This is a genomic window from Pseudomonas azotoformans (genome assembly GCF_001579805.1).
In the GTDB taxonomy this organism is placed as follows: domain Bacteria; phylum Pseudomonadota; class Gammaproteobacteria; order Pseudomonadales; family Pseudomonadaceae; genus Aquipseudomonas; species Aquipseudomonas azotoformans_A.
In genome coordinates, this window is record NZ_CP014546.1 from 4446401 (window position 1) to 4464881 (window position 18481).

The 18481-nt window shown below is 55.4% G+C and carries 11 protein-coding genes and 2 pseudogenes; 11 read left to right on the top strand and 2 right to left on the bottom strand.

Annotation, left to right across the window (positions count from 1 at the left end; translation table 11 throughout):
- Positions 1-38 precede the first annotated feature (38 nt).
- The 8 genes from AYR47_RS20550 to AYR47_RS33460 all read left to right on the top strand — a co-directional run bounded on the left by AYR47_RS20550 (position 39) and on the right by AYR47_RS33460 (position 12123).
- Positions 39-1397, top strand: a complete 1359-nt coding sequence (locus AYR47_RS20550) for a DUF1329 domain-containing protein (RefSeq protein ID WP_061449456.1) — start codon at positions 39-41, stop codon at positions 1395-1397.
- Positions 1397-2461 (top strand): WD40/YVTN/BNR-like repeat-containing protein, encoded by a 1065-nt coding sequence (locus tag AYR47_RS20555; protein WP_061436575.1) that lies wholly within the window; start codon positions 1397-1399, stop codon positions 2459-2461. The genes AYR47_RS20550 and AYR47_RS20555 overlap by 1 nt, the downstream gene beginning before the upstream one ends.
- A complete protein-coding gene (locus AYR47_RS20560; protein WP_061436576.1) occupies positions 2458-4914 on the top strand; it encodes an efflux RND transporter permease subunit in 2457 nt (818 codons plus the stop codon). The genes AYR47_RS20555 and AYR47_RS20560 overlap by 4 nt, the downstream gene beginning before the upstream one ends.
- Positions 4915-5001: 87 nt before the next feature.
- Positions 5002-6243 carry an MFS transporter gene (locus AYR47_RS20565; protein WP_061436578.1) on the top strand — a complete coding sequence of 414 codons (1242 nt, stop codon included), beginning with the start codon at positions 5002-5004 and terminating at the stop codon, positions 6241-6243.
- Between the two features lie 56 nt (positions 6244-6299).
- The gene (locus AYR47_RS20570; RefSeq protein ID WP_061436580.1) at positions 6300-7283 is read left to right on the top strand and encodes a fumarylacetoacetate hydrolase family protein; all 984 of its coding nucleotides are present in this window, start codon (positions 6300-6302) and stop codon (positions 7281-7283) included.
- Positions 7284-7294: 11 nt separating this feature from the next.
- A complete protein-coding gene (locus tag AYR47_RS20575; protein ID WP_061436582.1) occupies positions 7295-8080 on the top strand; it encodes a cyclase family protein in 786 nt (261 codons plus the stop codon).
- A gap of 231 nt (positions 8081-8311) precedes the next feature.
- A complete protein-coding gene (locus AYR47_RS20580) occupies positions 8312-8659 on the top strand; it encodes a hypothetical protein (protein ID WP_061436583.1) in 348 nt (115 codons plus the stop codon).
- 2837 nt (positions 8660-11496) lie between these two features.
- Entirely contained in the window at positions 11497-12123 is a 627-nt protein-coding gene (locus tag AYR47_RS33460; protein ID WP_420492071.1) for a methyl-accepting chemotaxis protein, read from the top strand.
- A 95-nt stretch (positions 12124-12218) separates the two neighbouring features.
- Here the strand turns inward: AYR47_RS33460 and istB are convergent.
- Positions 12219-12967: pseudogene (gene istB, locus AYR47_RS20590) on the bottom strand (IS21-like element helper ATPase IstB).
- Between the two features lie 216 nt (positions 12968-13183).
- Positions 13184-13690: pseudogene (locus AYR47_RS20595) on the bottom strand (tyrosine-type recombinase/integrase); the annotation flags it as partial.
- A gap of 522 nt (positions 13691-14212) precedes the next feature.
- On the opposite strand from AYR47_RS20595, the gene AYR47_RS20600 reads away from it, so the two are divergent.
- The 3 genes from AYR47_RS20600 to AYR47_RS20610 are packed head-to-tail and all read left to right on the top strand — an operon-like array spanning position 14213 to position 18470.
- Positions 14213-15046 (top strand): class II aldolase/adducin family protein, encoded by an 834-nt coding sequence (locus tag AYR47_RS20600; RefSeq protein WP_061436587.1) that lies wholly within the window; start codon positions 14213-14215, stop codon positions 15044-15046.
- A gap of 10 nt (positions 15047-15056) precedes the next feature.
- Positions 15057-16019 carry an ABC transporter substrate-binding protein gene (locus AYR47_RS20605; protein ID WP_061436589.1) on the top strand — a complete coding sequence of 321 codons (963 nt, stop codon included), beginning with the start codon at positions 15057-15059 and terminating at the stop codon, positions 16017-16019.
- Positions 16020-16025: 6 nt separating this feature from the next.
- Positions 16026-18470, top strand: a complete 2445-nt coding sequence (locus AYR47_RS20610) for a TonB-dependent receptor plug domain-containing protein (protein WP_061436591.1) — start codon at positions 16026-16028, stop codon at positions 18468-18470.
- Positions 18471-18481: the final 11 nt, after the last annotated feature.

The following is an 18481-nucleotide window of genomic DNA, read 5'->3' on the forward strand; positions in this document are numbered from 1 at the left end:
CGCGTTAAATCTATAACAAGAATACAGAGGTGTGGTTCATGAAACTCAACCCGATTTATACTCTTCTATTGGGCAGCTTACTGCTCCCTCTTTCATCGCAGATATGGGCTGTCAGCGACAGCGAAGCACAGCAACTCAAATCTAGCCTCACCCCCCTGGGTGGTGAGCGTGCCGGAAACTCCGATGGCAGCATCCCTGCATGGAGCCAGGGTTTTACCCAAGTGCCAGCGGGTGTCAAGCCTGGGCCGCGGATTCCAGACTATTTTGCCAGTGATAAAGTTTTATATTCGGTGACCTCGCAGAATCTCAGTCAATACGCCGACAAACTGAGTGATGGGCAGAAGGCGCTCTTCGCCAAATATCCGAATTATCGAATCGACGTTTATCCGACTCGACGCACGGCAGCCGCGCCTCAGTGGGTTTACGACAATACCCTGAAAAATGCGACCAGCGCACACCTGACCAATCAGAACAATACCTTGGAAGGCGCAAGCGGAGGGATACCATTCCCAATTCCTAAATCGGGTGCCGAAGTTGTCTGGAACCATCAACTGAGTTGGCGTGGGGAAGCTTGGAAGAACGATTTCAACGTTTACATCATTACCGCCAATGGCCAGCGAATTCTTTCCAGCACCATCCAGTCACAGCGGGAAATGCCTTATTACTTTCAAAGCGTAAAGTCTGAATACAAAGGTGTTTATTGGATGACCAAACTGGTCAACCTTGGCCCTCCGTTGCGAGCGGGTGAGGCCTTACTAGGGCGTGAACCATTGGATTACGCCAATGGCGGGCCGCAATCCTGGGTTTATCTGACAGGCCAACGACGCGTACGAAAACTGCCGGTATCTTCCTACGATACACCGACGCCCACTAGTTCCGGCGTGGCCAATTTCGACGAAGTATCGGTATTCACTGGGCCGCTGGATCGCTACGACTGGACGATTGTCGGTCGCCAGGAAATGCTCATTCCCTATAACAGCAACAAGATCCTGCAGCCGAGTAAAGACGATGAGATCCTGAGCGATCGGTTCCTGAACCCTGATCACATGCGTTGGGAGTTGCACCGGGTATGGGTCGTTGAAGGCAACCTGGTTGCTGGAAAGCGTCATAGCATGCCCAAGCGGCGCCTGTATGTAGACGAGGACACCTGGATGGCTATGCTCGGCGATAGCTGGGATGCCAACCAGAAACTGTGGCGGACCTACTTGCAATTGCCCTACGCCACACCTGAGTTGCCAGGATTAGTTCGCGGCATGTTTGCCCAATACGACCTGCAAACCGGCGCCTGGATGGCCAACAACGTGGTCACTGAAAAACGCGTCCAGAACGAAATAGTCAAACCGTTTCCTGACAGTGACTTCAGTCCCGATGGTCTCGCCGCTGACGGGGTGCGGTAATGAAATTGCTGTCTTTTTGTTCGATTGTCGGGCTGCTGTTGACGAATCTGTCAGCCCATGCAGGTGATCCTCTGGTGAAGGATGTGTTGCAGCGGCCGGCCCTGCTCGTCAGCCAGCCGACACAGGCTGTTCTCATTGATGTTGCCCGAGCGGGCAGGCGTGTGGTCGCGGTAGGTGAGCAGGGCTTGATCCTGCTCTCGGATGATGATGGCGAAAACTGGCGCCAGGCGTCCGTGCCGATCAGTGTCAGTCTTACCGCGCTTACGTTCCCTTCACCTGACCATGGTTGGGCTGTGGGACATGCGGGCAGCGTCCTTCATACAGCCGACGGGGGAGAGCACTGGACCTTGCAACTGGATGGAAAGGCGGCAGCTCAGCAAGTGATGGATGCTGTATTGAACGCATCTTCCGCCAATGGCCAGGCGATGAAAGTGGCTCAGCGGTTTGTCGCCGATGGGGCTGACAAGCCGTTCCTCGCTGTGCATTTCAGCAATGATCGCCAGGGTACCGTCGTCGGAGCGTTCGGGTTGGTCCTACATACCGAGGATGGCGGCCAAACTTGGCAGTCGTGGGTCGATCGACTGGATAACTCGGCCGGTAACCATCTCTACGCCGTTACCGGTCAGGGGGAGCAGATCTACATCGCTGGAGAACAGGGCTTGTTGTTTGCATCCGATGACAGTGGCGCACATTTCAAACGTGTGCCGACCCCCTATGAGGGCAGTTTTTTTGCCATGAACCTGGCGGCCGATGGTGATTTGCTGTTGGCAGGCCTGCGTGGTAATGCGTGGCGCACGCGAGATAAAGGTCAGCACTGGCAATCTCTGAGTAATCCCTTGAAGTCAAGTTTGATGGCTGCCCGGGCTACTAATGACGGGCTCGTCATGTTCGCTGATCAGAGCGGACACTTTCTCCTGAGTTCGAGCAGCGACGATCAACTAAGGGTGCAGACATCATCCACTCGCGCCCCTGTATCGGCGCTGACTCAAACAGCCGGTGGCCAATGGATTGTGGTCGGCGCTCGTGGGGTAACACGCGTGGACGTGCGAGGAGAAGTAAAATGAATGCGGTTCAGACTTCGGGTGACCGACCCGTATCAGCCGAACAGAGCTTGAAAGACTTTGACCTCGATTCGGGCTCTTTCATCGAAAGAAGCCTGTTCAACCATCGTGGACTGGTCTTGTTGTTGTGTTTCCTGCTCACGCTGGGGCTGGGAGCAGCGAGCACGCGTTTGGGCCTCAACGCCAGTTTCGAAAAGATGATCCCGACTGGCCATCCCTACATCGCCAACTATCTCGCCAACCAGGGCGAACTGACGGGGTTGGGCAACTCGGTACGCATTGTCGTCGAGTCGCCGGCAGATTCCATTTACGACGCACATTACCTTGAGTTGCTCGCCAAACTCAGTGACAAAGTCTTCTTGTTGCCTGGGGTCGACCGCCCGTTCATGAAGTCGTTGTGGACGCCGAACATGCGGTGGATGGCGGTCACCGAAGAAGGCGTTGAAGGGGGGCGCGTCATTCCGGATGATTACGACGGTTCAGTCGCAAGCCTGGAAACCGTTCGCCAGAACGCAGCACGATCGGGAGAGATAGGCCAGACCATCGCTTTGGATGCGCGCTCAAGCCTGTTATTTGTGCCACTGCTGGAAATTGACCCTCAAACGGGTAAGGCCTTGGATTACGCCATGTTGTCCAACGAGCTGGAACAGCTTCGCGCAGACTTCCAGGCTCAGGGGTTGAATATCCATATCACAGGCTTTGCCAAAGTCGTCGGCGATCTGATTGACGGCTTGAAACAGATACTGATGTTCTTCGCGGTCGCCATCCTGATTGCCACCATTATGCTGTATTGGTTTACCAGATGCGTTCGCAGCACGCTGCTGGTTATGGCTTGCTCGCTTGTTGCAGTGGCCTGGCAGTTGGGCCTTGTTGCATTGCTGGGGTTTGAACTGGACCCGTACTCGGTATTGGTCCCGTTTCTGGTGTTGGCCATCGGCATGAGCCATGGCGCGCAGAAAATGAACGGCATCATGCAAGATATCGGGCGCGGCATGCACCGACTGGTGGCGGCTCGTTTCACCTTTCGTAGACTGTTCCTCGCCGGCCTCACTGCGCTGCTGTGTGATGCTGTCGGGTTCGGCGTGTTGATGCTGATCGACATTAAGGTTATTCAGGACTTGGCCCTGATCGCCAGTATCGGTGTGGCGGTTCTAGTGTTCACTAACCTTATCCTGCTGCCAATTCTGCTTAGTTTTTGCGGGGTTGGCGCCAACGCCGCTGCGCGGAGCCTGCGCAGCGAAGAGGCGGCGGAGCAGGGCGTCAAACATCCGCTTTGGGCATTTCTGGATCTATTCACACGCAGACGCTGGGCTGCAGTGACCATCATCGCCAGTCTATTGCTGAGTGCGTTTGGTTTTTGGGTGAGCCTACACTTGCAGGTTGGCGATCTGGACCCTGGCGCACCTGAGTTGCGGGCTGATTCGCGCTACAACCAGGACAATGCGTATATAGCCACCCACTATGGAGCCAGCAGTGACGTGTTTGCGGTGATCGTGCGTACGCCGGACGGTGGCTGTTCCAGTTATCCTGCTTTGATGCGCCTTGATGCCCTGGAGTGGCGCTTGCGTCAGTTGCCAGGCGTGGAATCGACCGCATCTTTGGCCAGTTTAAATCGCAGTTTGCTGGTGGGCATGAGTGAGGGGAATCCGAAATGGTATGACCTGACGCAGAACCAGTCACTGCTCAATTCGATCACCGGTCGTGCGCCGCGTGAGTTGTTCAATCAGAGCTGTAACACCATCACGCTTTACGCATATTTACGTGACCATAAAGCTGCCACGCTCACCCGGCTGGTCGACGAAGTGGAGGCTTTCTCCCAAGCCAACAACAGTCCCGACGTGAAGTTTTTGTTGGCCGCCGGTAATGCCGGGATCGAGGCCGCAACTAATATCGTGGTCAAACAAGCCAATCACGACATGTTGTTCTGGGTCTACGGAGCAGTGATCGTTCTTTGCCTGATTACGTTCCGCTCAATGCTGGCAGTCGTCTGCGTGATATTGCCACTGGCACTCACCTCCATCTTGTGTGAAGCGTTGATGGTTTGGCTCGGTATAGGGGTCAAAGTCGCAACCTTGCCGGTAATCGCACTAGGCGTTGGCATAGGCGTCGACTACGCCTTGTATGTCATGAGCATATTGCTAGCGCGTCTCAAGGCCGGAGAGAGTCTTTCCGATGCTTACTATCACGCACTTCTGTTTACCGGGAAGGTGGTGATGTTAACCGGCGTCACGTTGTCCATCGGCGTGGCTACCTGGGTGTTTTCGCCGATCAAGTTCCAGGCTGACATGGGCATCCTGCTGGCGTTCATGTTCCTGTTGAACATGGTCGGCGCGCTGGTGTTGTTACCCGCGCTGGCGCACTTCTTGTTACCCCATGCGCGTACTTGGCGCTGGGACTGGCGTAGCGTTCAAAAGAGCGATGTCGAACGGCCTCAGCCCTCAACTGTGAACGTTTAACGTAATCGACCCGGAGCGTGGAGTCATGGCTTTATCGACCCCAGTCTTGGCGGACTCAATAACTCACAACAAAAAGGATCAAACGCTATGAATGATTCCCTCGAGAAGGAGACTCAGCGTCGCCCGCGACCGGGTGCAGGCCTTCTATTACTACTCGGAAGTTGCCTCCCCATCCTGGGTGGTGTGTTGATTGCTCCCGTATTGCCGCGGATCGCCGGGCATTTTGCGGGCAGCGCAAACACAGCGTTGCTTGTGCCTATTGTGTTGACGCTTCCTGCGTTGATGATCGCTTTGTTCTCACCTTTTGCGGGGTGGTTCGCTGATCGGTTAGGACGTAAGCGTCTGCTGATTCTAGCGATGGCCGTGTACGGAATTTGTGGCCCGCTGCCGTTGATACTCGACGACCTTACGACGATTCTGCTCAGCCGAGCCGGATTGGGGCTGGCAGAAGCCGCGATCATGACGTGCTGCACTACTTTGATCGGTGATTATTACGAAGGGCAGGCGAGGGCACGGTTGTTAGCGTGGCAAACCATTGCGACGTCTTTATCCGCAGCTACATTTTTCATGGTTGGCGGCATGCTGGGTGAACACGGTTGGAGAACGCCATTCTCGGTGTATTTCATAGGGTTGTTGTTCGTCCCGTTGATGTACCTGACCTTGTGGGAACCGATGCAGTCCAAATTCCGGCAAGAGTCGACAAAGCGGGTCACCGGCAATAGCAGGTTTCCTTGGCGCTCCCTTTCGGTCATCTGTCTGCTGACTACCGTGGCTACTCTGGGCTTTTTCATCATTCCGGTACAAACCGGATTTTTGCTAGGCCACATTGGGATCGACTCTCCAAAAAGTACTGGGATGGCTATCGGTATTAGCCATGCGGCAGTGTTTGCGGGTGCCTTGAGCTTTCGATGGCTAAGTCGTTTCGGACCGGGACTACTGCTTTCTGCGGCATTTCTAGTCTCGGGTGTCGGGCTGATTTTGTTAGCGACAGCGGCCGATTACCCCTCTGTCGTCATTGCAGTGTTGATCAACGGGCTCGGGTGCGGGCTCATGCTGCCCACGGTAGTGAATTGGGCACTGTCGAGCTTGAGCTTCGAGCATCGTGGTCGAGGCACGGGTGTATTCAATGCAAGCTTCTTTGGTGGGCAATTCGCCAGCCCGCTGCTGATCATGGCGCTTATTTCCGTCTTCGGTGAGCGCTCTGAAGCGGTCGGCGCGGTCGGCTGGGCACTGTTGCTTGCGGCGGTGTTTTCGTTGATTGCACCTAGATTGGCGGGACTTCGGTTATTTGACCCGATTCAAGCGAAGGGCGACATAACGTTGCATTAACCCCTGCGCAGTCAGGGACTCAGCACTATGTATTAACTGCATACGAGGATTGCCAAATGAAACTCGCTACTTTGAAAGACGGTAGCCGGGACGGGAGGCTTGTGGTCGTTTCCCGGAATCTGCGCTACGCCGTTACGCCCGAGTCATACACTACGATGCAACAGGCTTTAGAGGCTTGGTCAGTTGCTGAGCCTGTATTGAAACAGTGTTATGAGGCTTTAAACCGCGGCGAAATATCCCATTGCTTTGATTTGCAACCGGAAATGTTGGAGTCACCTCTACCCCGTGCTTATCAATGGTGTGATGGTTCTGCTTTTCTCAATCATGGTCATTTGATTCAGCGAGCCTTTGATCTCCCGCCGCAACCGGAAGAGTCCGTTCCGCTGATGTACCAAGGAGCCAGTGATGACTTCCTCGGACCTTGCGATGACGTGATATTACCCAGTGAAGAGCATGGAATCGACTTCGAAGGCGAGTTCGCGGTCGTCGTAGATGAAGTGCCCATGGGATGCCCCGCTTCGCAGGCGTTGCAATATGTACGGTTGGTCATGCTGGTTAATGACGTCAGCTTACGCGGCTTCATACAACGTGAAATCAAGTCAGGCTTTGGCTTTTTGCAAGCCAAGCCTTCGTCCAGTTTTTCCCCGGTTGCCGTAACCCCTCAAGAGCTGGGCACAGCCTGGCGGCACGGGCGGGTTTGTCTGCCTTTGTTGGTGAGTTGGAACCACGCTTGGTTTGGGCAACCCAACGGCGGTGAGATGAGTTTCAGTTTTGCTGAGCTGATTGCCCATGCCGCACTCACACGACGCTTGCGCGCAGGGACCATTATCGGTTCAGGAACCGTTTCCAATGTTGACTGTGAAGCCGGTTCAGCCTGCATTTCCGAACGCCGTGCGATTGAAATTATAGAAAACGGTCAACCACGTACCCGGTTCATGCGGCACGGCGATCGCGTTCGTTTGGAAGCACTTGATTCAAACGGAGATAGTGTTTTCGGCGCGATCGATCAACGTATCACAGTCCATCCTTCCCCAAACTGAGAGCGGTAATAATGACTTCTCGTACTCGTCGACTCGTCGATCTATCGGTCACGCTGGATAATAATCCCTACACCGATCCACCACCGTTGCTGCCGAAAATTGATTATGTCGATCACCAGACCGGCGCGCCGGAACTATTGGCCATGTTTCCAGGACTTCGTATCGAAGATCTTCCCGGAAGTGAAGGCTGGGCTGCTGAACGCCTGCAGATTACAACTCATAGCGGCACCCATATGGACGCACCTTGGCACTACGCCTCGACGACCGATGGCGGGAAACCTGCTTACGGAATTGATGAGCTTCCGTTGGAGTGGTGCTTGCGACCAGGGGTTAAGTTAGATTTTCGTCACTTGCCTGATGGGCATGTGGTGAGTGCTGCCGAAATAGCTGCCGAGTTGGCAAGGATCGAGCACGTGTTGCAGCCGTTGGATATTGTCCTTATCAATACCCGTGCGGGTTCGATCTTTGGCCAACCGGGCTATTTAGACGCGGGCGTTGGCATTGGCCGCGAAGCGACGATGTTTCTGCTTGAGCAGGGTGTACGCGTTGTTGGGACGGACGCCTGGAGTTGGGATGCGCCATTCAGCCATACCCGCGCTCGTTTCGCCGCCACCAATGATGCTTCGATTATCTGGGAGGGGCACAAAGCTGGCAGAGACATTGGGTATGGTCAAATGGAAAAGCTCACCAACTTGGAGTGCTTACCGGCTCATGGATTTGAAGTGTCTTGTTTTCCATACAAAATTAAACATGCCTCGGCGGGTTTTGTACGAGCAGTGGCTATTTTCGAAGAGTGAGAAAGGTGCCTGCACTTAACTGGGGAAGTTGATATTTTTTGTTGGTATCGTTGAACAAGCGCCTTTTGAGTAGAAATTTTCGAGAGTGATTCATTATATAGTCGACGTTCTTTGAACTTGTGCATGGCGCGAATGGCGCCGCACTATCAAAAACTTGCCGAGGTTCCACCAGTGAATCACTTTGTCGCGTCAATGATAAAAGTAATTTTCAGACGCTCTAATGAAGGGAGCATGAGTCTTGATGAGGTCACCACCTCACTTGCCTCAGCTGGGGTAGAATCCTATTGGGTCGACTATCGTGCTTGTCGTGTCATTTGTTACATGCGTAACGGCGACGTCTTCATTCTCGAGGTGGACCCACCGGGAAAGAGTATTCCGTATGAATTTTCAAATATGTGTATTCAGGCCGCTGTCAATGGGTTGCAGCGTGGGGAGCTTATATTTCCCGACTTCACGCGCGACATTCAGGCTGCCGGTTGTGTCGGATACGCAGTATGGATTTTAGGGAAAGTTGTAACTTACCATGGTCGAAAGGGCGAGCAACATGTCGATCATATGCCTGGTTTTTTAATGCCGTAGGTGCTTAAGTGTTATGTGAATTGATATGTTAAATTCAAATAAAAATTGAGAGGTGTCTGTTGGCGAATTTATTTATGATGTTTTTGGTTTTTAGCGGAAATATACGACGGAGAGGTTAAATTCGTCGAGCTCGTGTACGTGTGTATTGTTCTCGGTTTGAGAAGTAAGCCAATGCAAAAAAGACTCTGTGGGCGTAAATCCTAGTTTTCTTAACTAACAGCCTGTTGGCTATATTGCTGATGGCGCTAGGCTGTTTCCAGTACTTGTCAGATAGCATTGGAAGTTGTCGCGATGTGATAAGATCCGCTGTGCGCAGTGTAATTGATCAGTGAAGCCAAACGGTGATCGTGTAGTGTGTATTTCCTATAGGGCGTTTATCTAAGAAGGCTCAGGAGGCGATTTTCAGCGATCTCCCAGCTGAGCAGTGAGATAGCGGCAGCATATCCACTGAACGTTACGGTCATGGAAGTTGCAAGCAATATTAAACTGGTTTTTATCGCGACTCCATCTGAGTCTAAAGTTAAGGATTACGTCTGTTGAGCAAAGAGTAGTTATGTTGTCGATAAAATGCTGAATGCTTGGTTTCTTAGGCGGATGATTGACTTTCGGACTGTGTGTTTGCCCTTTACGGATTAGTGTTGGTTTGGAGGTATGGTAGTCTAGGGGCTGGTTTCAATGAGCGCTAACAACTGATGTGCCTAACGCAGTAATCACACCAAAAATGCTTCACTGTTCAGTAGACTGACTTTCGTATGTTTTTTGTGAGGGTGCCCCATCTTTGCTAGAAGTATTCGTTCCCACTACCTTGCTTCAATTCTTAAATTGATTCGTATTGGGAATGTGTGAATCTAGACCCCTCCTCGGTACTGATGGTCAGGTTAGCTGAAACTCACTGCTCCGATCAGGTAGTAGTTTATATAACGAGTCGCTTTTAAATTGTGAGATTAAAGTAATTTTTGTAGTGGATTTTTCCGTTGCAACCGAGCGCGGCCAATCAGAAAAAGTTGTTCTTGGCTGGGTTTGATGCATGTGCTGATCAGGATCGACATCGCCGCGGTTTCTGGGTGCATGCGGTAGCGTCACGCTTACTAGACTCTCGCACCAATCCCAAACGAGCTGTCACTCAGTTCGGAAAAAGCTTTTTCAGTGCACGTGGTGCTAGGCGCACTGAGGTGAAGCATGCGGTCTGACAGGTTGAAGCAAATAGAATGCTGTCGACTGCAGAAAATCCTTCGATCGATGCAAAATTGTTAGGTTGCTTACGGCTTGGCTTGGTACTTGCTATCAAATTGCCATCAATGTGGTCTTAATTGGAGAGGCAAATGTCGCTTTCAAGTAATTTAATGCGGTTATCCTACAGCGAAAAGCACTGGTTACCTTGGTTCGGCAAAACTGGGAAAATGATGATGAGTTGGTCATGCCGACTCAATCAGTCGGCTTACCCTGTGATCGAGCAAACATTTGAAGCCATTGCCCAAACCCGCGCCCAGTTGCTTCATAACTGGGCGCGCGAACAATGGGAGCACCTCGCTGAACTGGCGGAATGTCTCGGGCGGGATTTTGTTCATATCGACCGCAGTTCGCTGATGGAAAAGCTCAGTCAGGCTGAAGATTTTTCCGAGTTGTTTGTTGTGGGTGTCGACGGTGTTGTTATCGCCTCTACTTGGAGCGAACGTTGCCAATATAAGCTTGAGAAAAGCTGCGCCCTGGTCGAAGGGTTGAAGGCGCCGTTTCTTCACGGCCCATACAGCGATCCATTGACCTTGCAAATCGGCCCATCGACTTCACGCTTTCACGACGAAGTGACATTGATGTTTTATCAGCCTCTGAGGGTTGATGGAAAAGTCGTCGGTTGTCTCTGCGGTCGTGTACCGAACGATGTGTTGGGTGATCTTATCCAGCGCGAGGCAGGGCATATCTATACTGAGTCGGGCGACAATTATCTGTTCATGGCGCAATCACACTTTGATCCGATGATTGCACCGGGAACCGCGTTGTCGCGCTCACGTTTCGAAGACGGTGAGTTTACCCTCGGCGAAAACCTGAAAAGTGGTGTGCGCACGCCTTACAATACCGTGCAGATTCAACGACATACCGAGCTGGAATTGCGCTTTACCGATCCCGCGACCCAGCAGTTGCATCCAGGTGTCCGCGAAACCATTCGTACAGGCTCCAACCTGTTTGTGACTTATCCCGGTTACCCGGACTACAGGCACATTCCGGTGGTTGGCAAAGGGGTTACATTCCAGATGCAAGGATCCCCTGATTGCTGGGGAATGATGTGTGAGGCCGATCTGGAGGAGGTTTACCGTCGGCGCTCACTCAGTTACGGCTTGCTAAAACCTTACATTGCAACCATGACAGGGCTCTTTACCTTAAACTTCATAGTCCAGCATTATAGCGGCTTGGCGCAGGGGGTAATCGATAGTATCGAGGTTTTGGGTATGGTCTGCGCCACCTTATTGTTTAGCCTGTTGGGGCCTCAACGACTTGCGCTTAGGTTGCGCGAGATGACGGGTGTAATCAGGACCATCGCCGAGGGTGAGGGCAACCTTCGTCAACGTCTAGACGCTACTCGAATGTCCAACGATGAGACTGGTGACATGGGGCGCTGGATCAACAGCTTCATCGATAATCTGGATTCGGTTGTTGGGCAAGTGGTCAAGTCATGTCGCACCGTCGGCGCCACCAATCAGAAGATGTTGGAGTGCAGCCAGGAAGCTGGCGTCACTTCGGCGGAAGTGGCCGACGCCGTGCGTCAGATGATGATTATCGTTGAGGACCAATTGGGTGAAATCCAGCGAGCCTCCGCAAGCGCAGAGCAAATGAAACAGGCAATGGACGAAGTTGTTACCCGTGCCCGCGAGCAGTTTCTTATCGTGCAGTCAGATACGCGGTCGATTCGGGATGTGGTTGAGCGTTCTTCTTCGAGCGTACAGTTGCTTGACAGCCGCATGACGCAAATCGGCAACATTACCGGCTTGATCAGTGACATCACCAATCAGACCAATCTCCTTGCACTCAATGCCGCCATCGAGGCTGCGCGTGCGGGAGAGCATGGGCGAGGTTTTGCGGTGGTTGCCGATGAGGTACGTACTCTTGCCTCACGAACCTCTCGGGCCGCCGACGACATTAGGCAGATGATCGAAGGCTTGCAGAATGAAACGCAAAACGCCGTTGGTTTTATGAAGGAGGGAGTCAGAGACGTAGATAACAGCCTGCATCTGGCCGAAGATGCCTCCTCGGAAAATGTGCATCTGCACCAAGCGGTGGAAAGTATGTTTGCGATCATTCAGCAACTCAACAATCGGAGCCTCGATTACGGTAAGACGATCAAACAGGTCGAGCAGTCCTCCTCAGAAATGCAGCAGATGGTGGTAGTGTTACAAGGCAGTGCTGAGACCGTGAGGCTTAATGCCAATAAACTCCAAAAATTGGTGGGGCAGTTTGAGGTGAGCACCTAGCTTTAAATTTCAACCCGGGAGGGGCGCCCTGCAGATTCAAGCAACTGATGTGCGCATTCCACGCCATCCGGCGACGCAGGTTGGCATTGCTAGTCTTAAGTCCCTGCCGTCGTCAATTTCGTCGCGCGCCTGCGCAGCGAATCGCCCTTGGGTTCGATGCTGTAAGTGTTGTGCACAAGACGGTCGAGGGTCGCATCGCCCAAGGTCGGATAATCGATCAGCACACGCCATTTGTCCATCGGCGTCTGGCTGGTGACCAGCGTCGAGCGGTTCCCATAGCAGTCGTCCAGCAGTTCCAACATGTCCCACCGTTGCGTCGCAGTAAATGGCACCAGATCCCAGCCGTCGAGGATCAGTAGGTCGGTTTTGGCATAACCCGCCATCAGTTTCGCGAAGCGCACGTCTCCGTGAGGTAGCCCCAGTTCTGCCACCAGGCGCGGCAGACGTGGGTAGCGCACGCTGTTGCCGTCTCGGCAGACCTTGTGGGCCAGCGCTTAGGCCAGCCAGGTTTTGCCCACTCCGGTGGGGCCGTCGATGATCAGGTTCAGGCCGTCTTGAAGCGATTGGCCGCTGCCTAATTGCAGGTCAGGGGCTTGTCCAGGTCGTGTGGCCTGCGGTAATCGATGTCTTCCAATCAGGCGTTGTGTCTCAGTCTTGCTACTTTGAGGCGGGTCGTCAGGCGTGCGTATTCACGTTCGGTCAGCTCGCCGTCGGCCATCAGTCCCAAGCGTTCATCGAAGCTGAGGTCGTTGATGTCGGGCGTTGCATGCCGCTCGCCAAGCGCCTTGATCAGGTCTTGCAGGCGCAGGGTTTGCAACTTGTCCAGGATGGGATTGGGTAGCATTTTGCGCTCCTTTTTTAGATCAGTGGTAGTAGCCAGGGGCACGCAGATTGATGTGTTCGTCGGGCAGTAGAGGTGCGTGAGGGTACGAAGCAACTAGGGTTGCTGGATATCCTCTATTGCCCCAATGTACAGGTCCTCGGAATTTTTTCGTCATCCGCGATCGATGATTTAAGTAGGGGGCGTGGCTCGACTTTCCAGGAGTGCACCGGCTTGAAATTAACCCATTACCGTACTCACGCTGCGGTGCTCGGTCATCGTCATTACTTCACCCAATGGCACTCCCTGACGGCCGGCCTCGGTCATGAGCCCTGAGCACAAACTGTGCGCCGACTAATAGCCGTCCAAGCCTGCCAGCTTTGCACGGCGCTGAACGAAACGGGCCACCTGGTCAGCCGATAAGCCTGCCGTTCCCGCGTTGTCACCCTTATACAGGCGCCGAAACAGCGGTCCCGACGCTGCAGGCGTAATCTTCAGCCATTCGGTCAGCGCTTGAGCGACGGGGCCGCGCAGCGATTTTTCACGGCGAGTGCCGCCGGTGTCGGTCTTGGTGGTGCCTAAGGCATACAACCATGTATCAGCATTCAGGCGACACAGGTCGCCGATCTGCAAACCAACCACCTCGGAGCTCCGTCGGCCACCACCACTCCAGGCTAACAGGAGCAGGGCTCGGTCACGCTGACCGCGAAGACCATTTGTGCAGGTAGCCAATAGCGTTTGTAGAGGACCAAACAAATCTCTAAAAAAATAGTCGGTCCCAAGGTTGCCAAACCAAAGGCGTATTGAAGGGGCAAGCGGCGCGGGCTCATACATCAACAGATCGGGTGTTCAAGGCAACTAAGGCTGATTATCAGCGTTTAATCTAGACCTTCAAAGGTATGGCCGTAAGGGCGCAACCAATGTTAGCCGTTACCTAAATAACGGATATGCCCCCCCCCCCCCACTAAAATAAAAATGCAATTATATGATTATATATTGTTTAAATATTAAAAAAACTGATTATTAGCATATGACTACAAAGACTTTCACAGGCGTTTCTTAGACGAATATCTTTCAGTACAGAGACACCACACTCGACCCGACCCCTCGCATGGTGGAGGTGAGCACCGACCCAACCCAACTGCGAGGGGCCCCCTGATCATGACAACCTGACCGCTTTCCCCGCCGCCACACCGTCCTTGCGTTTCCACCGCCGGCCAAGCCGAGCCACGAATTCGCTCGCCCAAAAAAAATGATCAGGGTCACCGTATGAGCCATTCCACACTGTTCCCCCAAACCATCTACACCTTGCCCTACGACAACAACCGCCTGGCCCTGGGCGCAGTGCCCAAGCTGGACGACCCCCTGCAAGAACGCGTGAACCGCAAGCAAAAACTCGCCGCCGCCTACCGCCTGTTCGGCCGTCTGGGCTACGAGGTTGGCGTGGCAGGGCACTTCACCGCCCGTGACCCGGTGCACCGGGACCACTACTGGATCAACCCACTGGGCGTGCCGTTCTCGCAAATCACCGTCTCGCACCTGCTGCGCGTGGATAGCAACGGCCAAGTCGTCGAAGGCGAAGGCATGCTCAACACCAGCGCCCTGGAACTGCACCACGACTTGCAACAGGCGCGGCCTGAAGTGGTCGGCATTGCCCACCTGCACGGCTTCCACGGTCGAGTGTGGTCGTCGCTGGGCCGCTTGTTTGACCCGATCACCGCCGAGTCCGGCGCGTTCCTCGATGACCAGGTGATCTTCCCGCGCCACGCCCTACGAACCGCCACTGGCGCGCTGGAACAAGACCGCAAGATCGTCGCCCAGGCCTTTGTCGAAACCTTCGCCCAGAACAACCTGCTGGTGTGGCAGAACCACGGCCTGTGGGTCACCGGCGAGACCGTGGAAAGCGCCGCCTGGCGTTTCATCCTCGCCGAAGACACCGCTCGTGTGCACCTGCTGGCGCACTCGGCGGGTGCACCGTTGATTCCTGCGCCGGATGCATTGGAAGGCGGTATCGACAGGGCGCGGCATGAGTTTTTCGCCTGGCTCAACTTCCTGCCGCTGTGGGACCAGATCCGCACTGAAGAACCCGACCTGCTCAACTAAGGCGCCCACCATGCACAGTCTTTCCCGACGGCAATTGCTGCTGGCCGGTGGCGTGCTTGCAGCTGGTTCTTTGCTGGGCCGTCAAGCTCACGCCGCCGAACCGTTGCGTGTCTGGCGCTACAAAGGCATGGCCGCGTCGTTCATGGCCGATGCCGGCCAGGCGGATACGCCGTACCCGGTGGAATGGGTGGACGTCAGCGGCGGCAACCTAGTGTTGGAAGCCTTGAGCAGCGGTCATCTGGATTACGCCTTCATGAGCGAGATTCCGCCGATTTTTGCCTCGATTGCCAAGGTGCCGATTGCGTTGGTTGCGCTGTTTCAAGGCGACCAGAACGACACCAGCCTGGTGGTGAAAAAAGACAGCGGCCTGCGCACGGTCCAGGACCTCAAGGGCAAGACCATCAGCTATGTGCGGGCCACCAACACCCACTACTTCATACTGAACATGTTCGCACAAAACGGCTTGTCCCTGGCCGATGTGGAGGCCGTGCCGCAGCCGGTGCAGGACGCGCTCACCGCGTTTCGCAACGGCCATGTGGATGCCATTGTCACGGGCGGCATCAGTGCCCTGCAAGCCATCAGCCAAATGGACGGCGAGTTGCTGGCGGACGTCATCCGCTACTACTCCGGCAAATACGTGATTGCGACCACGCAACAGGTATTGGCCAACCCTCAACGCCGCAGCCAGGTAGGCGATTTTTTGCAGCGTGAGAGAGCCACCTGGGACTGGGTCAATGCCCATCCCGAACGCTGGGCCGAGCGCAGTGAAGCGCTGACCGGTATCGACCGCGCGTTGTACTTGCGCCAGTTCCAGCAGCGCAGCCGACCGGCGCGCCTGCTAGGCATCGATACCGACGCCATCAACTCCCAGCAGCAGGTGGCCGACCTGTTTTACCAAAACCATTTGATTAGCCAGAGCGTCGATGCACGACCGCTGTGGCGCGACGACTTCAACCCTATTTTGAACAGTTGACCTGCCATGAAACTCACTGCCTACCGTTCCACCCTGCAACTTGCACCCCTGATGTTCGCCGGCTTCAGCATGCTGCCGGTCTATGCCGCCACCACTGATGACACCCTGGACACGGTGATCGTCACCGGCTCCCGGGGCAGCGAAGCGCGCACCGTCACCAGCAGCCCGGCGCCGATCGATGTGATCAGCGCCCAGCAACTGGAAAAAACCGGCTCCAGCAGCCTGCGTGCCGCGTTGCAGAAAACCTTGCCGTCGTTTTCCCAGCGTCCCTCGGGCACCTCCAACGACAGCGTCGCCCGGCCCTATAGCCTGCGCGGCCTCAACGGTTCCAACGTGCTAGTGCTGGTCAATGGCAAGCGCCGTCACAACAGTGCAGTGATCAACCTCGACTCCACGGCGGCCTACGGCACCAACCCGGTGGACCTGGATATGATCCCGGTCAGTGCCATCGACCATATCGAGGTGCTGCGCGACGGCGCCTCGGCGCAATATGGTTCGGATGCGATTGCCGGGGTGATCAACATCATCCTCAAGCAAAACGACCATGGCGGCTCGGTCAGCACCTCCTACGGCGAATACACCAAAGGCGATGGCGGTACCATTCGCCAGACGCTGAACAGCGGGTTTGCCTTGCCCAATGACGGCTTCTTCAACCTGTCCCTGGACGCCAAGTCCCAGCAGACTGCCGTGCGTGCGCGGGATGCGACGGGCGCGTTCTATTACCGCCAGCCCGACGGCTCGGCCGACCCGCGCGAGGCCAACGACAAGGACGTGCAGAAAAACGGCCTGCCGAAAATCAAGGCAATCAACGTCGCCTACAACGCCGAATTGCCGCTGGACGATGTGACCCTGTATTCGTTCTCCACCCTCAGTAACCGCGATGCGCGCGGTGGGCAGAACTACCGGCGACCGAACTCCACCAACATCATCCCGTCGATCTACCCTGACGGCACCGCGCCGTTCTACACCCTGCGCGAGACCGACTACCAAGTGGCAGCCGGTGGCAAGGGCAAGGTCGCCGAGTGGAACTGGGATTTGAGTTCGACCTTTGGCCGCGACAAAGGCGTGGCCGGTGCCGATGACACCCTCAACGCGTCGCTGGGTCCGTCGAGCCCGACCCACTTCACCACCTACACCAACTACTTCGACCAGTGGACCAACAACCTCGACCTCACCCGCGCCTTTGACGTGGGCCTGAGCAAGCCGCTGCAAATCTCCGGCGGCCTTGAGCACCGGCATGAGCGTTACAAGACCGAGTCCGGCAACCCGCTGTCGTACATCAACGGTGGCTATATCTACCCAAGCGGCCCACTGGCCGGGCAGCCTGGCGCAGTGGGCGCGCAGGGTGCGATCACCCTGACGCCGGAAGACGAAGGCCAGGCCAGTCGCAGCAGCTACGCCAGCTATTTGGATGTGGGCGTCAACCCCACCGAAAAGCTCTACGTCGGCGTGGCCGGGCGCTTCGAGCATTACGACGACGACTCCGGCAACACCCGCAGCGGCAAGCTGTCGCTGCGTTACGACCTGACCCCAGAGTTCGCCTTGCGCGGCACCTTGAGCAATGGTTTCCGCGCACCGTCGCTGTCGCAGTCGGTGTATGCGCAAACCGCCAACCAGTACACCTCGGTCAACGGCGTGGCGCAGTTCGTCGAGGCCAAGTCGGTACGGGTCGATTCCGTGCTGGGCCAGGCCCTCGGTGCTGAGGCGCTCAAACCGGAGAAGTCGCGCAATATCAGCGTCGGGTTTGCCTGGAAGCCGGTCCAGGAAGCCAACGTGACCCTGGATGCCTACCAGATCGAGATCCGTGACCGCATCGCCCAGACCGGCTTCCTGTATGGCACCGGCGTTGACCAGATCCTGCAAGCCAACGGTTTCCGCCCTGGCTACCGGGTGAAGTACTTCACCAACGCCGCCGACACCACCACGCGCGGTATCGACCTGGTCACCGACTACCGCGTCGACTACGGCGCCCTGGGTACCGTCAAGTACGGCGTCGCGGCGAACTACAACAAAACCACCATCGACAGCATCAAGTCGACGCCTGCCTCCCTCACCGCCGCCGGCAGCAACCTGGTGCTGTTCGACCGCGTGGCCCAGGGTTACCTGACCGTGGCCAACCCCAAGACCAAGCTGATCCTCAGCGCCAACTGGAAGGTCGACAACTTCGACATCAACGCTGGCCTGACCCGCTACGACAAGGTCATCGCCCGCGACGCCAACCCCGCTTATGACGTGACCTACGGCGCCAAATGGCTGACCGACCTGGAGGTGGCCTACAACCTCACCAAGGACCTGAACCTGGCGGTGGGCGCCAACAACATCCTCAACGTCAAGGCCGACAACAACGCATTCCCCCAAGGCGATATCAACGGTTTTCCGAAGTTCGGCAGCATCTCGCCGTTCGATCCCTACGGTGCGTTCTGGTACACCCGCGCCACCTACAACTTCTGATGAGGACTGCG

What these genes read in the sequence shown, in the direction of transcription:
- AYR47_RS20550 (WP_061449456.1), top strand. Translation starts at nt 39, where the DNA reads ATGAAACTCAACCCGATTTATACTCTTCTATTGGGCAGCTTACTGCTC.
- AYR47_RS20555 (WP_061436575.1), top strand. Translation starts at nt 1,397, where the DNA reads ATGAAATTGCTGTCTTTTTGTTCGATTGTCGGGCTGCTGTTGACGAAT.
- AYR47_RS20560 (WP_061436576.1), top strand. Translation starts at nt 2,458, where the DNA reads ATGAATGCGGTTCAGACTTCGGGTGACCGACCCGTATCAGCCGAACAG.
- AYR47_RS20565 (WP_061436578.1), top strand. Translation starts at nt 5,002, where the DNA reads ATGAATGATTCCCTCGAGAAGGAGACTCAGCGTCGCCCGCGACCGGGT.
- AYR47_RS20570 (WP_061436580.1), top strand. Translation starts at nt 6,300, where the DNA reads ATGAAACTCGCTACTTTGAAAGACGGTAGCCGGGACGGGAGGCTTGTG.
- AYR47_RS20575 (WP_061436582.1), top strand. Translation starts at nt 7,295, where the DNA reads ATGACTTCTCGTACTCGTCGACTCGTCGATCTATCGGTCACGCTGGAT.
- AYR47_RS20580 (WP_061436583.1), top strand. Translation starts at nt 8,312, where the DNA reads ATGAGTCTTGATGAGGTCACCACCTCACTTGCCTCAGCTGGGGTAGAA.
- AYR47_RS33460 (WP_420492071.1), top strand. Translation starts at nt 11,497, where the DNA reads ATGGACGAAGTTGTTACCCGTGCCCGCGAGCAGTTTCTTATCGTGCAG.
- AYR47_RS20600 (WP_061436587.1), top strand. Translation starts at nt 14,213, where the DNA reads ATGAGCCATTCCACACTGTTCCCCCAAACCATCTACACCTTGCCCTAC.
- AYR47_RS20605 (WP_061436589.1), top strand. Translation starts at nt 15,057, where the DNA reads ATGCACAGTCTTTCCCGACGGCAATTGCTGCTGGCCGGTGGCGTGCTT.
- AYR47_RS20610 (WP_061436591.1), top strand. Translation starts at nt 16,026, where the DNA reads ATGAAACTCACTGCCTACCGTTCCACCCTGCAACTTGCACCCCTGATG.